At 32.4% G+C, this 13139-nt stretch carries 13 protein-coding genes; 7 read left to right on the top strand and 6 right to left on the bottom strand.

Going from position 1 to position 13139, the window contains the following annotated elements; all coding sequences use genetic code 11:
- The first annotated feature begins 331 nt into the window (after positions 1–331).
- Positions 332–1060, top strand: a complete 729-nt coding sequence (locus HDE70_RS09960) for a class I SAM-dependent methyltransferase (RefSeq protein WP_183889729.1) — start codon at positions 332–334, stop codon at positions 1058–1060.
- A gap of 178 nt (positions 1061–1238) precedes the next feature.
- Here the strand turns inward: HDE70_RS09960 and HDE70_RS09955 are convergent, their stop codons facing one another.
- From HDE70_RS09955 to HDE70_RS09945, 3 genes are read right to left on the bottom strand one after another with little or no spacing between them, the layout of a single operon-like run.
- Positions 1239–1472, bottom strand: a complete 234-nt coding sequence (locus tag HDE70_RS09955; protein WP_183889727.1) for a hypothetical protein — start codon at positions 1470–1472, stop codon at positions 1239–1241.
- 33 nt (positions 1473–1505) lie between these two features.
- Entirely contained in the window at positions 1506–2060 is a 555-nt protein-coding gene (locus tag HDE70_RS09950; RefSeq protein WP_183889725.1) for a hypothetical protein, read from the bottom strand.
- On the bottom strand, positions 2060–2845 hold the full coding sequence (locus HDE70_RS09945; protein ID WP_183889723.1) for a hypothetical protein: 786 nt from the start codon (positions 2843–2845) through the stop codon (positions 2060–2062). The genes HDE70_RS09950 and HDE70_RS09945 overlap by 1 nt, the downstream gene beginning before the upstream one ends.
- Before the next feature lie 423 nt (positions 2846–3268).
- On the opposite strand from HDE70_RS09945, the gene HDE70_RS09940 reads away from it, so the two are divergent.
- A complete protein-coding gene (locus HDE70_RS09940; RefSeq protein WP_183889722.1) occupies positions 3269–4045 on the top strand; it encodes a hypothetical protein in 777 nt (258 codons plus the stop codon).
- 341 nt (positions 4046–4386) lie between these two features.
- On the top strand, positions 4387–5298 hold the full coding sequence (locus HDE70_RS09935; RefSeq protein WP_183889720.1) for a hypothetical protein: 912 nt from the start codon (positions 4387–4389) through the stop codon (positions 5296–5298).
- A gap of 3 nt (positions 5299–5301) precedes the next feature.
- On the opposite strand, the gene HDE70_RS09930 is transcribed toward HDE70_RS09935, so the two are convergent.
- Positions 5302–6030 carry a hypothetical protein gene (locus tag HDE70_RS09930; RefSeq protein WP_183889718.1) on the bottom strand — a complete coding sequence of 243 codons (729 nt, stop codon included), beginning with the start codon at positions 6028–6030 and terminating at the stop codon, positions 5302–5304.
- A gap of 132 nt (positions 6031–6162) precedes the next feature.
- Between HDE70_RS09930 and HDE70_RS09925 the strand changes: the two genes are divergently transcribed.
- Positions 6163–7074 carry a hypothetical protein gene (locus HDE70_RS09925; protein ID WP_183889716.1) on the top strand — a complete coding sequence of 304 codons (912 nt, stop codon included), beginning with the start codon at positions 6163–6165 and terminating at the stop codon, positions 7072–7074.
- A gap of 37 nt (positions 7075–7111) precedes the next feature.
- Positions 7112–7501 carry a GNAT family N-acetyltransferase gene (locus HDE70_RS09920; RefSeq protein ID WP_183889714.1) on the top strand — a complete coding sequence of 130 codons (390 nt, stop codon included), beginning with the start codon at positions 7112–7114 and terminating at the stop codon, positions 7499–7501.
- Between the two features lie 660 nt (positions 7502–8161).
- Here HDE70_RS09920 and HDE70_RS09915 read toward each other — a convergent pair.
- On the bottom strand, positions 8162–8875 hold the full coding sequence (locus HDE70_RS09915) for a DUF4145 domain-containing protein (protein ID WP_183889712.1): 714 nt from the start codon (positions 8873–8875) through the stop codon (positions 8162–8164).
- Positions 8876–9049: 174 nt separating this feature from the next.
- Here HDE70_RS09915 and HDE70_RS09910 point away from each other — a divergent pair, with 174 nt between their 5' ends.
- The gene (locus HDE70_RS09910) at positions 9050–10144 is read left to right on the top strand and encodes a dsDNA nuclease domain-containing protein (RefSeq protein WP_183889710.1); all 1095 of its coding nucleotides are present in this window, start codon (positions 9050–9052) and stop codon (positions 10142–10144) included.
- Positions 10144–11877: a hypothetical protein gene (locus HDE70_RS09905; RefSeq protein WP_183889708.1), complete on the top strand. Its 1734-nt coding sequence runs from the start codon at positions 10144–10146 to the stop codon at positions 11875–11877. Before HDE70_RS09910 ends, HDE70_RS09905 begins: the two co-directional genes overlap by 1 nt.
- Positions 11878–11983: 106 nt before the next feature.
- On the opposite strand, the gene HDE70_RS09900 is transcribed toward HDE70_RS09905, so the two are convergent.
- Positions 11984–12517, bottom strand: a complete 534-nt coding sequence (locus HDE70_RS09900; protein ID WP_221302029.1) for a hypothetical protein — start codon at positions 12515–12517, stop codon at positions 11984–11986.
- Between the last annotated feature and the right edge of the window lie 622 nt (positions 12518–13139).

Here is a 13139-nt window from a genome sequence, read left to right as displayed (position 1 = left end):
TTTTATAGATGCCCTTTAAGGAGATTTTGGATAAGTATTAATTGTTGACCTCTATTTTATAGAAAAGTGAAAATTTGAACATAGTGTATTTTTTACACTAACAAATTTGTATATTTAACTATTGCAATTTTTACATGTTAAAAAACAAGAAAGAACCATATTTTAAAACTTCTTTATCGAGCTATAAATATAAATCTGTAGTTAGTAAACTATAGCTTATTTATAAGCACCAAGTAGTTATCAAAAAATATATTGATAGCGGTGATCATCTTTTAAAAATAGGCAAGGCATGTTTTTTTAAATAATTGTTTTGGAGGTATCTAACGGAATTATGAATACAATAAATATGAATGACTCAATTATTAAAGAACTTAAATTAAGTACAAAATTCGTAGAAGGCTATAATCATCTGGAAACAGGATGCAAATGTGAAAAATGCAGTATATCCAGATACAGGCATACCCATGAGCCGGATCTGGCAGACCCAAATCATTCTTATTGGACTTACTTAAATTATTGTATAAAGCAGGTGAGTATTCCAGGGCTATGGATGGAATTTGGTGTGGGATCAGGTAAATCTTTATCTTTTATTGCGGAGCGTAAACCTGAAAGTATCATTTATGGTTTTGATAGTTTTATGGGTCTCCCAGAAGATTGGGTGTTTAGCGACAAACGGATTTATGCCAAAAATAGCTACTCCAGGGATGGAATTGCACCAAACGTAGCTGTGGAGAATATTGAGCTTGTTGTTGGCCTTTTTTCCGAAACATTAAATAACTTTTGCGCTACCCACAAAGAAAGTTGTGCTTTTATTCACATTGATTGTGATCTGTACTCCTCAACCATCGATGTGTTGAATGAGTTGTTTAATGCTGACAAAATTATTCCTGGAACAGTAATCTTATTTGATGAGTTTTTCAACTACCAAAATTACAAAGATTATGAATACCGAGCTTTCGTAGATTTTATAAAATCTACAGGTTTGGGCTATCGTTGGTTTGCCCACACGGAGAGTCCCGTTGAATGGAATGGTAACCAGGCTGCTCTGGTAATTATCTAAATTCAATTATCTCATTATTTCTGTGTGATCGGATAATTTTTAACTTCTCATTTTGCCATTTTTGAAGTATCGTTGGATGACGACAATTAAATACAAACCAAGGATTTATATTGTGATGAAATGAGATTTAGTAAAAGTTTTACAAGCCTGAATGTTTCCATTCGGGCTGTTTTATGCGTTATTCATTTGCTGAAAAAAAGGCCATCAATTTGTCTTTGTCGCTTGGATCACATTTTTCTAATAAGATAGCTCGTAGATCAGAAGAAATTTCATTAATTGTTAGGGACTCTGTCTGATTTAATTTCCATTGATTTCGATCGTAAAAATGTTCCACTCGACCGTCTGAATAAAATGTATAATCATTGTCTAGACTATTTTTCCCTATATCGACCGTACATATTTTATCGCTCATAATTATTAAGTTTATTGTTACAAATAGAAATATTTAAAATTTAGGTTTTAATTTAGATTGATGGTTAATTTTATCGTTGTTTTTATAAAGTGTATAAAATTTAGCATGATTACTATTGTAGTATTCAAGTAGAAGCTCAAGCGAATCAAAATCCTTCGGGGGTTCACTTGTTCTCTTTCTCTGAGTTGGTAACGTATCACTCAATTCATAAAATTTCACCTTGATTACCACAGACTCTTTACTGCCAATTGGTTTTAACTCTTCTAAATTTTCGATAGTAATATTTGGGAAAAGTTCATTTTTATATAGTAGTCTAGGGAAATATGCGGTATTGTCAGAATTATTTGTAATTGTAATCTTATATGTCCATGTTAATTCGTGCCTTACAATAGATTTGTCTCGAATTGTAAATCCCTCATTATCTAAATGTTCCTGTATTACATCTTTTGGTGCACTCAAACCATTACTAAAATCAACTTTAATTGTTAAGAAGCCACCAACAAAGTACCTTCTATAAAGAAAAATCACAATAGGGATGCAAACCGCTATAATTACCCCAATCAGTGCTAATAATTCACCTTTATTCATTATCCTATATTATTTTTATTATTAATTTTCTCACATTTTTGTTTCCATGTTTTATAATGGTTTTGCAGGCCGGAAGTTTCTCCCCCTTTAAAATACTTACCTGCATTTAAAGTTCTTATTAGCTTAGTAAGATCATCCGCAACATCATTTTCCCAACCTAATTCCCTTGTCAAATAACCTTTTACTAAATCAGCATTGAGATTTGTTTCGTACTTATGTAAAGCTCTTATCGTTGTTTTAGCTCTCTCATTGTCTGAGTGATGGTTGATGCCATTTGATAAGTTGATGGATTTTGTCAATTGCTCCAGAGCTTTTTTAACTATGCAATTGGGTTCGGCGACTTCAGTTTTGAAATTCTTATTACTTCTAATCTCAATCGGATTCCAAGTTTCGAGATACTGTTTCAAGCCAGATTGCTGCCAAGGTATAGCAATTATTGCTATAACTGATAGCATATCATTAAGAGGAAGTACGTCCTTATCATCTAAGGCCATCGTAATTACAAGGTCTTCAGGATTACGGTATTGCTCTTTATAAGTTTTTACAGTTTCTATTTTATATAGTGGATTACAACCTTTGAAACGTGACCCCTGAAATAAATCCTTTACGGTTTTACTATCAAATGCTCTTTCTAGCCAGTCTACATTTTTCTTTGTGATTGCAAGGAGTACTACTCTTTTAATTTTTGCGTCTTTATTAGCTAATTCGCACGCAAATTTCATTGCTTGTTTGTAAGCAGAATCATCATTTAATTCTGAATCTACGTAATAATGTTGAACGTTCATTTATATTTGGTTTGAATACAAGATAAATATTTTTCTGAAAATGTTCTTTTGAATTGAATACTTTTAAACATATTTCATGAAAATAGTATTGCTTTTAATAGTTTCAATTATATATTATACTCAGAATTATAAATAAGTTTTGTTTTATGGCTAATCGCCAAAACGACTCTTGTATTTCAGTAATGCAATATTATATATAATCTTTTTAATAATTATTTCTGAGAAGCAATACTTTGTTTTATGTTAGCAACTAAATAACGCTCTATGGATTTTTTTAATTCCTTCTTTCAAAATGTCAAAGATAAACTGACAAGCCCATTTTTTGGGACTCTATGTTTTATAATGCTAATTCATCATTGGGAATTTTGGTATATACTTTTTAATTTCAGTTCGAAAACAGATCTGAATACTAAAATTTCAATATTGAAAACTATTGGTTCCAGAGAGTTTTATTGGCGAAATATTACCGAGGATGTTTTGTGGACATTGCTTATTGTATTAGTGGGATATGTGATTGTGGTAGGAACACGAACCTTATCTCTTTTTATTGAACACGGTATAATGCCACGGATTACAAGAAGGGTAATTAATAAAAATGTTGTGCTACGTAGTCAATATGAGGAAGTACGAGAAGAAAGGGATAATTATGCGGAAAAATATGAAAGCGAAAGAAAATACAATAGAGAGCTGTCAAAGAGTTATGATGAACAATTAAAGGAAATTAAAAACAAAAATCAGACTGTCACTGAAAATAATAATTTGATAACGGATTTGAATGAAAAAATCAATAATTTAAATTCAACATTGTCTAGAGAAAATTTAAAAAATGAAAAATTAACAAAAGAATTGGCAATAGCTAAATCCGAAATTATTAACCTGCAAAATAAATTAGATGTATTAGAGGAATTCTATCAAATCGCATCTAAAATATTTTTTGATGAAGAAAACACGGAATTTTGGAAAAATTCACGTATTCCACTCCCAAGCTTACTTAAAACGGCTAATGATATAAAATTGGCAGGATTATGGAAAGGTTTTAAAGAAGTAGTCAAATTCGAGCAAAAAGGTGGATCGATAGCACCTGAAATTTACAGAAAGCTTGAACCTTTTGGGATAATACGAAAAGATCAAAAGGAACGATTGAATTTACTTGGACTCTTAATGAACTATACTATTGAAAATTACGAAGCTACTATATAGGGCAGTTTCAAAAAGGCAGTCCTAAAATACAATATCGGGAATAACAATGAATGAAATATTCCCCTCTTGTTGGTTTTAAAATTATCATTTTAGATTTCCGAAGATTTACTGTTTATCCTTATTAAATCCAATCTTTGATAAATAAATAAGAAATCAATCGGCATAAAAGCAACTGGAAATGGGGGGAATTATAAAAAAGAATTATTTTGAGCTTTTTTATAGATATAAAATAAATATGACCTGATTCTTTTAATGTGTAAAAAAAATATTGATTTTTAATAAAATATCGGTATTCTCAATGATATCTATGTATTTTAAAAGCGCACTGAACCAAATCTTTAATGAAATTAATCAGCGACATAATAAATGATCTAGTTGATGATCAACTTTCCTTTTCTGCGGCCTTAAATAAAACCAAGATTTTAGCAACAAGGATCGGAAATTCAAATCTTTTAAATTGGGTAAATTATGAATTAAAAGGCTATCCAAACAATGATTCACTTCCAGAATACAGGAAAACCCATGGAACGATTTTGGGGGATTTTATCAATGGACGTCACCAAGTTTCCAATTATCCAATTCCGCTTCCTGAATTTGGTGATGCAACAGATAGCCAACTAAGGCAGTTTTCATTATTAGAGAGCGCTGCAACTCTGGAACTTTTCATGAAGAACGAAAATCCAAATCTAATGTTCAGGTTTCCGGAGAATATAAAAAATTCCTTAGAAGATATGTTACGTCGTACAAATGGGCCGTATTTTCAATTATTGAATATTGGTGTCACTGTACCAATCCATTTCGCAGCTCAGGCTCTCTCTGCTGCTAAAGACAAACTTTTAGAGTTTATGCTTGAACTGGAAAAAGAATTTGGAATGGAAACAGAAATCGAAGACCTAAAGCACAACAATTCTAAAGTAAATTACATTATGGCAACAACGATTAATAATACAGGTGATGGAAACCTGATCAATACTGGCAAAGAAAGTCACATCTCGGCTACTATAAACATTTCCAAAGGCAGCAAAGAACAGCTAGAACAGACGCTAAAAAATAACGCTGTTGATCAGGCAGATATTTCGGAACTGCTTACTGTTATAGATATGGAAGAACCAACGCCAACTGGATTTGGAACCAAGGTAAACATATGGTTCCAAAAAATGTTAGGAAAATCACTCGATGGGAGCTGGCAGGTTGGAATTGGCGCAGCGGGAACTCTATTGGCAGAAGCCATTAAAAAATATTACGGATTGTAAGAACTATAGTTCGTTACTTTTTTTAATATCAACACGGGCGATGATTTTCTGATCATCACCCGTGTTGATTACATTGCCGTCACCATTATTGTTTATTTCGGTCTTAATCAAATAATTGATGGTTTGATTATTAATAATACCTTCCTGCTTAAATGGCCTTATTTCTATATCGTAACCAAATTGCTCCGCCAATTCCATGCTAAAGGCAAGTAAGCGTGCGCGAACAGTACTTAAAATTTGAATAATTATATTGGCATTAGAAGTGATTACAGCCCCAACTACCTGCAATTTCATATTGGTCTTGTAGATTTTGACTGCGGCCGGCTGTAATATGTGCAGCCATTCCATCGGGAAGTCAACCCGAAGTGTTTGACTTTCTTTGCTGACAGGTCGTAATGACATCTGTTCGAGAACCTTTATCCCTTCATGTACACCATGATATTGCAGCAGTTCATTATAGGGAGCTTCTAGCATAATTACAGGAATTTCGCCAGTGTGATGATTATTGCCTACTTGAAAATTTGCGGTAATTTTGGCAAGCCCTTTTCTATAGTCAGGAAGTTCGGCATTCTTATAGCCATTTATTTCAGACTCAGTATACTTTAGTAATTCTTCGTTTTTTACCAACCTTGCAAAATACTGTAACCGGAATAAAGCAGCCTCTATAGATATATTTGTGTTAATCAGGTCGTTTATAACATCCTGTAAAAGAAAGGTATGGTTTCCGCTCATAATATTTATAAAGTTACCATTCTTTTACAGAAAATTCGGGCAAAATCTCTTAAAAGCCCTAATGCTTTAGCCGGAACAGTGATGGCGAATAAATGAACTCAATATTTAAAGTTTCGTTATATTCGTAAGAATATGAAGCTGATCGGAGATATAATTAACGAACTTATGGATTATGCAACACCTATCTCAGGTGCGCTTCTTAAAACGAAAGTTTTGGCGGCAAGAATCCATAACAAACCATTGCAGGAATGGGTAAATGGTGAGTTAAATGGTTATGAAGAATCAGCGTCACTGCCTGACTACCGTTCTACTGAGGGTTTTCCGATGGGAAATTATGTGAATAGGAACTGGAAATACACATCTTCGGCAATATCTATTGCCCATCTGGACAAAGAACAAACGGAAAATTTAACGTGTATCTTTATGCGGGACAGCATCTCTGCGGTCGAAAAACTCACTACTCAACAGGGGATTAAAATAAGTTTAAGCTCACATAAAAAATACTATTTAGAGCAGTCAATCATCAATTTGGGCAATCCCCACTTTCAAATCCTCAATGTCCATCTTGAAATTCCCGCCACCTTTCTTACAAATATTTTGGCTGTAGTACGATCCAGGCTCTTGGAATTTATGCTGGAAATAGAAACCCAATTTGGTCAGGAAACCGAGATCGAAGATCTGAAATCAAAAAATGCCCAGGTGACTCATATCCTACATACCACAATTAATAATAATGGGGATGGAAACGTGATTACTTCAGGGTCTAACAACGAAATTTCAGCAGATATCACAATCAACAAAGGAAATAAAGAACAACTGATTAATAATCTTGAAAAGCATGCTGTAGACCAAAATGATATCAAAAAACTAACAGCGATAATTGATAATCACATATCCGAACAAATTGATTCCTACAGTAATGATGTCAATAACTGGATCAAAAATATGCTGGTAAAGGCTGTGGATGGAAGCTGGAACGTAAAGATCAGCAATGCAGGCTTCATATTGAGTAATATTATTGGAAAATATTATGGCCTCTGTTAGTGTATAATATTTATTCATTATTTTGAAACTAATATCTATGTCGAAATACTTAAAAATTAATTTAGAAGGTACAAATGCCCAAATCACTATCCGGATCGAAATTGAAGATAATGATGATGTAGTTGCTTTCCATGACACTGAAGAAATTGGAAGATTTGAATTTGAACCAACTGAAGATGGTAGTCGTTATAATTTGGAACTACTTTTCATGAATGTAAAGCCCGATTACAAGAATTTAGGTATAGGCAAATCGCTAATGACGTATGCAGTTAATAAGCATGGCGAATTCTTACTTCCGAAGCCAGAATGTTTTGTTAATGCTACTAATAAGCTTACTGACGAAGGAGCTTACCTAATTAATTCTTGTTTCAGGAATAGGATTTTACCTCGAATTTTCAAAAAGCAATATGATCATAGTCCTTATTAATTCCTTTAGCTATCGTTTTTATATGTCCCTCTAACTTCGAGCATTTTTCCAAAGAAGATTTAATCAATTTATAGAAAATTAAGATCCTTTAATGATAAGTGATTTCTTAATTTGCTCTATATGCGACCAGCTAGAATAAATGTGATGTTTTAAATCACATCTATTTTACTTAATATTTGCATATTTCAATGGTATTGATGCCTTTCTGATCAAAACTTGCTCAAAATGATTCTAATTTAGTGCGGACAGGGAGTAAATGCACATTTATTAAAGTATGAAATTCAGATAAGTTGTTGCCTCATTGTCTTCATAAAAACAACTTTAACTATGTTAAACCAATCTTTTGTCAATATAGAACATCAAAATCGGCTGAAAAGCAATTGCAAAAAGGGAAAAATTAGGGAAAAAAACAGAATTATTTCGACCCTTTATTAACATTTTTGACCCAACAAAACAAGTTTTAAATACATTTTAAGCTTGTTTTGTTTGCTACATCTATAAACGGCTTATACCCGAATTCAAAAATTTTCATAGTAGACGGGTAAATATTGTATTTCATCTTTTGGGGTCTTTCTTGTAATGCGAATTGGAAACATGTTTTTTTTTTCCGTGTCACTAGAGCGTAGTGTTAGATGTTAAATTCCGGAACAAATAGTTAAGTTAAATTAGCTTTTTTCGTTTATTAATCGCTTTGCTCATCCTAGTTAATTCCTTTTTTTTATCGTTGTAAATCAGCTCTAGTGCATATTCTAGTAATTTATAAGCATTTAGGATATGGTCTTCTGATACATTTGATAAATGGCTGCCAGTATTTCCGATCCATTTAATAGCCAATAGATATTCAGCAATTTCAGGATTTTTAAGTTTATACTCTAAAATTCTTGAATGTAAAGACAATTCTCTTCTTCCCTTTTTGGTCATCTTCGTTTTTTTAACCTTCAAAGCATCCATTAATGCCTCAACAGATATTCTAATTTTGTTCGCACATGAATTTTCATCCATCCAAAATAAACTAAAGGAGTCAATAAGTATTTTTTTTACTATTACAGGACAGGATTTAGGCATCTCAATAATATGAGGAGCAGGAATAAAAGAGGAGTACTTAATGACCGTATTATGGTGACTGTCTTGATCAGGGTAATTGTCTTCAGACTTATATCCTAAGGCTGCAACTATCTCAGCACAATAGTTACACTTTAAATGCTCAGTAAAGATAAAATCCGTATAAGGATATGATGGCTCTTCTGTAGTCTGAATTGATGATGCTCTTGTTTCTGTTTGAATGTATTTTTTATCAATAGATATTAATTCACCAGTAATACAATTTGGACAAGGCTTATTGACCCGCCAATCTATCCATATCTTTTTATTCATTGTAGAGCAAATTTTAATTTTACTTAATATACAGGTTTAGATCGCAAGTTGCCTCAAAGCTATGTCAATTCAATTAATTTTATTCCTAATTGTCTTCCACTACTAAACTCGTGTTGTATTTAACTAGCGAAAAGCATAATACTTTTAATTAAAATAGTTATTATTGAGAAAAATATGACTACGACGAACTCAAGCGCTAATTCAGGGGTTCATGGCTCAACGGGTTATGAATTTCAAAAGCATTGTGCGCTTTACGTTTTGCTGGAGCAGTATTCCACTTTAAAAAATAACCGATATTTCATCTGTCTTGAGCACCATGAGGATTTTCTCTTCTGTTTTCTAACCGCAGCAGACCTTGTAAGGTCAGTTGATTCATATCAAGCTAAAAAGGCATCCGAAAACTGGGGGCTTTCCGCAGAGCTTTTTGATATACTCCATAAAATGACTAATGTTGGGATTGCGTTAGACATTGATACAATGCCTAAGGATTCAACTTATGATCATTCGTTGAATTTTATATCAAATCATGATATCAAGTTGTCAATTAAGCAAAAAGGAAAGCTTGCAATTTCAGATACCGTTAATGTTTCTAGGGAGAAAGTCTTATTTACTAGCCTTAAACCGGAAATTGCAAAAAAAATTAGAGATGAAATTAATGTACTTTCTGGATCAAGTCTGATAAATGATAGTCAGCTTACTAAAATGTCTTTTGGTTTTATTGATCTAAACAAAAGCTACACAAAGCAAAAGCAGACCCTCATTGGTCAATTTAATCTACTTTTCGGGAAAACGGTAGCAGATCACTCAGCCGCAGTTGAAACGCTTTTAAGACTTTTTAGAAATGCTGAAAATGTTTTAAATCAGGGAGGAATAGTGCAATTAATGGATAAATCTAAAAGAGTTGATTATAAGGAAATCAATAAGGCTATCGATGTTATTACTAAGGAACAGAAGGCATACGAGTTTTGGCGTTCTAAGTCAGATGAAATATCCAAGAAAATACTAATATCTTTAGCAGAAAAAACTAAATTTGAATTGGCATTCAAAAATAGCTTTGATCTTTTCAAAGATAATAAGCAGGTTGAGCACCAGAAGATTTTAAAATTTGTAAACAAGAACCGGGATGCTTTTGACATTCATACTTCTGATGTTGATTGTCTTGAAGAATTGTACAATCGGTTTATGAACCAACAGAATACCCAATTAAAACCTATTGACATAAAAGCGACATTATTCGCAGCTTATATTGAAATATTAGATACACTGTGATGAAGTTAAAACTTATAATAAACCACCTGTTCGTTTATTCTGAAAGCACCCAGAAGTATTTCTATGCAGAGCTTTCCAACGGTTTGAATATTATTTCTGGAAGGAATACTTCAGGAAAGAGTACATTTTTTCTGGCAATTAATTATGCATTCGGAATTAATGACTTTAATTCTCAATTAAGGGCTATTTTAGATTATAAACCTATTTTTCGTCTTGATTGCGTGTTGCAAAAAGGAACGGAGGATACAACGTTAACTCTTATAAGGGAGGATGAAATGCTTCTTATTAAAATTGGAAATTTACCAATAAGACGTTTTAATGGGATAAGTGCCAATAATTCGGCAGAGCATGTTAAATTAAAGGAATATTTTCATGATCTCTTCAATTTTCACCTAAGTTTAGAGTCTCAAAACGAATACAAGTTATCTCCAATAGAGGTTATTTTTCTGCCATATTTCATATCACAGAAAGTCGGTTGGGTATATATGAGGAAATCATTTAGCAGCCTTGATTTTTTTAGAAATTTTAAGAATGACTATTTGGATTATTATTTGGGTATCGAAAATGACTTTGAGCGTTCCAAGAAGAAAGAAATCGAGCTTAAATTAAAAGCTGTAAGCGAAGAAATTAGATTTCTAGAGCGTGCTGAAGTCTCTAATGATGATTTTCAAATCAGCAAATTATCCGATGAAGATTATAGTGCGCACTCAATTAGCTACATTGAATCGTATTCAGAGAAATTAAAAGAGTTAACAGCAGATGAGAATGATTACGTTCTGAAATGTAATGAATTAGGTTTTCTAATAGAACGCCTTTCTGTTCTTCGAAAAGTTTCACGAAACCACAGTCATCAGGATCCAGAAACAGGACTTTGTCCTGTTTGTGAACAGAGTTTAGCACACCCATTGAGTGCCTCTTATAAGTTTTTGCAAGAACAAAATGATACTAATACTGAGATAACTTCCTACAAATCCCAAATAAAAAATGTTCAGAGTAAGATTAATACATTGAATAAACGAATACGTGAGAATAAAGTAGTGGTGGAAAATAATTATCGAGTTGTATCAAAATATACAAATTCCGAGCACTCCTTTGAATCATGGCTTAATAATAAAACTAATATCAGACTATCACAAAATGTTCATCAAAAGATTGGTGAACTTGTCATTAAGCAAAACGCATATCAAGACGAACTAAAAAAATATAAAACAGCCGCAGAGGTTGAAAAGCTTAGAATAGAAAAGAATATCGAATTTGCTGGTATTTTCTCTAAATACCGTACTGCATTAGAAACAGTTGATGATCTAGATGAGCCAAGATTTAACCAACTTTATGATATCACTGCATTTCCATCTGATGGTGTGGAGCTCCATAAAACAGTGATGGCTTATCACTTCGCATTTAACAAGCTCATAAAATTAACTAACAATATCCATCGATTACCATTTATGCTTGATGCAATTTTTAAAGAGGATATTGAAACTTATACTAGGGGGTTGATCTTAAAATTTATATCCAATTATATGCCTGACGATACCCAAACTATTATTTCAATTGCAGAAAAATCAGATCATGAAAAACTTGTTCAAGATTATAATGCAAATTATTTTGGTGGAAAAGGTAAAATAATATTCATTGGCGATGGAATTAATGTTAAATCATTCTTGACAGACTATAACGGACAACAGCCTGGATTATTGAAGGAAACACTTGAATATATCGAAAATAACTAATCTGTTTTGAAGTAATTTGGAAACAGAGTTTCGTCTTTTGCATAAGAAAGCATTAAATAAATTATGGAGATTAAACAACAGTATCTCTATTTGTTTCAAATATGAATTATGTCCATCTAAGGCTATGAATGTGGCCTAAATTGAATCTCATAATATATTCATCTTCACCAATAAAACTCAAGAGCCGTTCAGAGAAGCCCCACCCCCCCGAAGCTCTAGCTTTTAGTAAAACATCGACTAAGGGAAAAAATGTATGCACATATTCACCAGGGTTATAATATTTCTTTTCAAATTGTAGTGCTTCCTTCGTATCACAAATGATGAGTAAGCCTTTGTTATCACTAAATCTTCTCGCACATTCTATTCGACCTGTAAAACTTACTATTTTACCATGTTTGCTTTTTCTTGCGCAGGATCGGAATAAAATTGGTCTTTTTTTTGGTGAATAATTCCTCAAAACAATATCCCAAACATCATAAAATGCTTTTCTTTTTTCGTCATGTCCTGTAAGGAGCCAATTACCAATAAACGTTTTTGTATGTTTAGTAATCATTATATCTTTTTGCAAAATATCTATTAGATTTGTTGCTATATCAACCTTTTGATTTTTTGATAATCTATATTGGAGTTTGTCATTCATATTTTAATAGAAAAAAAACATATTCATCTCTGTGCACTAATCTAATTTTTGCCAGTCTAAAGGCACTTTTGCCAATGAAATGTGTTAGTGCAGTAAAATCTTCTCTACGGTGCAAAGAGTAAATTGATTTGATACAATAATAGGTATTTCAACAATAACACAATCTGATCACTTTCTGTAAATTATGTTCAACTTTAAAAAGGGGGAAATTAGGACAAAGACAGAGTATTTCGACCATTTTTTAACTTTTTTAAAAAAATAAAACATTGTTTGAATGTATTTAGAAGGATTTTCCTTCTGAAATTTCTTTAATAGTTAAAACTTCTTTTAATGATAAATCAGCGCTTATATATGCTCCATATACTCTCGTAGTAAAAAGAGAAAAATTAGAATAGAAGCTACATCTATTACTCCCTATTAGGCATATTTTAATGGTATAGATGCCATTCTTATCAAAACTTGCTCAAAATGGTTCGACCTTAGTACGGCCGGGGGTACGGAGCCGGAGTTAGTTCTGATCTTAATTCAAACTATAATTTTTTCAAAACTTAGCATTCTGTCAATCTGAGAGATAACTTAAATAATTATATTAGTTATATTTTCCAGCTCTGCTTTTATTGAA

The sequence above is a fragment of the Pedobacter cryoconitis genome (assembly GCF_014200595.1).
Classification (GTDB): domain Bacteria; phylum Bacteroidota; class Bacteroidia; order Sphingobacteriales; family Sphingobacteriaceae; genus Pedobacter; species Pedobacter cryoconitis_C.
This window is presented reverse-complemented; position numbering and strand designations above follow the sequence as displayed.

Bases quoted from the DNA above. Each gene is read 5' to 3' on its own strand.
- HDE70_RS09920 (WP_183889714.1), top strand. From the start codon at position 7,112: ATGTCGAAATACTTAAAAATTAATTTAGAAGGTACAAATGCCCAAATC.
- HDE70_RS09950 (WP_183889725.1), bottom strand. From the start codon at position 2,060: ATGAATAAAGGTGAATTATTAGCACTGATTGGGGTAATTATAGCGGTT.
- HDE70_RS09900 (WP_221302029.1), bottom strand. From the start codon at position 12,517: ATGAATGACAAACTCCAATATAGATTATCAAAAAATCAAAAGGTTGAT.
- HDE70_RS09915 (WP_183889712.1), bottom strand. From the start codon at position 8,875: ATGAATAAAAAGATATGGATAGATTGGCGGGTCAATAAGCCTTGTCCA.
- HDE70_RS09905 (WP_183889708.1), top strand. From the start codon at position 10,144: ATGAAGTTAAAACTTATAATAAACCACCTGTTCGTTTATTCTGAAAGC.
- HDE70_RS09960 (WP_183889729.1), top strand. From the start codon at position 332: ATGAATACAATAAATATGAATGACTCAATTATTAAAGAACTTAAATTA.
- HDE70_RS09930 (WP_183889718.1), bottom strand. From the start codon at position 6,030: ATGAGCGGAAACCATACCTTTCTTTTACAGGATGTTATAAACGACCTG.
- HDE70_RS09935 (WP_183889720.1), top strand. From the start codon at position 4,387: ATGAAATTAATCAGCGACATAATAAATGATCTAGTTGATGATCAACTT.
- HDE70_RS09925 (WP_183889716.1), top strand. From the start codon at position 6,163: ATGAAGCTGATCGGAGATATAATTAACGAACTTATGGATTATGCAACA.
- HDE70_RS09945 (WP_183889723.1), bottom strand. From the start codon at position 2,845: ATGAACGTTCAACATTATTACGTAGATTCAGAATTAAATGATGATTCT.
- HDE70_RS09910 (WP_183889710.1), top strand. From the start codon at position 9,050: ATGACTACGACGAACTCAAGCGCTAATTCAGGGGTTCATGGCTCAACG.
- HDE70_RS09955 (WP_183889727.1), bottom strand. From the start codon at position 1,472: ATGAGCGATAAAATATGTACGGTCGATATAGGGAAAAATAGTCTAGAC.